Origin of the sequence: Nocardioides sp., assembly GCF_024509035.1 — a bacterium.
Classification (GTDB): domain Bacteria; phylum Actinomycetota; class Actinomycetes; order Propionibacteriales; family Nocardioidaceae; genus Nocardioides.
Map to the genome: position 1 here is coordinate 1 of NZ_JANINT010000336.1, position 823 is coordinate 823.

Sequence of the window (823 nt, forward strand, 5' to 3'; positions counted from 1 at the left end):
GGTCAGGCGCACGGTCACGGACGTGACGATCCCCAGGGTGCCCTCGGACCCGATGACCGCGCCGAGCAGGTCGTAGCCGGGCGCGTCGGGCGCCATCCCGCCGAGGGGTACGACGTCGCCGCCGGCGGTCACGAAGTCCGCGCCGAGCACGTGGTTGGTGGTGAAGCCGTACTTCAGGCAGTGGGCGCCCCCGGAGTTCTCCGCCACGTTCCCGCAGATCTGCTGGCTGCTCGGGTCGGGCGCGTAGTAGTAGCCGTGCGGGGTCGCGACCCGGGTCACGTCGAGGTTGACGACGCCGGGCTCCACGACCGCCCGCTGGTCCTCCGGGCGCACCTCGGTGATCGTCCGCATCTTCGACGTCACGACCAGCACGCCCTCGGCGTGCGGCAGCGCGCCGCCGGAGAGCCCGGTGCCCGAGCCACGGGCGACGAACGGCACCCGGTGCTCCGCGCAGGCCCGCACGATCGACGCGAGCTGGTCGGCGTTCTCGGGGAGCACCACCAGCGCCGGGACGACGCGGTAGTGCGCGAGCCCGTCGCACTCGTAGGTCCGCAACCGGGCCCGGTCGTCGATGACCGCGTCGGCCGGGAGGACCTCGCGGGCCCGCCGGGCGACGGCCTCCACCGTCACGGCATCCGCTCGTAGGCCGGGAGGGTCAGGAAGTCGGCGTACTCGTCGGAGAGCGCCATCTCGGCGTAGAGCGCGCGGGCGTCGTCCCACCGGCGACCCGACTCCGACTCCTGGCCACCCGCCTCCTCGCGGGCCTTCGCGAGCTCCTCCTCGATCATCCCCTCGACCAGCTCGCGGGTGACCTTCTCGCCGC

1 protein-coding gene and 1 pseudogene are annotated in these 823 nt (G+C 73.8%); both read right to left on the minus strand.

All coding sequences use genetic code 11. From position 1 onward, the window contains the following. The coding region (locus Q0L15_RS20705) for an FAD-binding protein (protein ID WP_296606584.1) at window positions 1-630 on the minus strand (630 nt) is incomplete at its 3' end. Then, window positions 627-823 (minus strand): annotated as a pseudogene (locus Q0L15_RS20710) (malate synthase A); the annotation flags it as partial. The pseudogene Q0L15_RS20710 and the gene Q0L15_RS20705, both read right to left, overlap by 4 nt.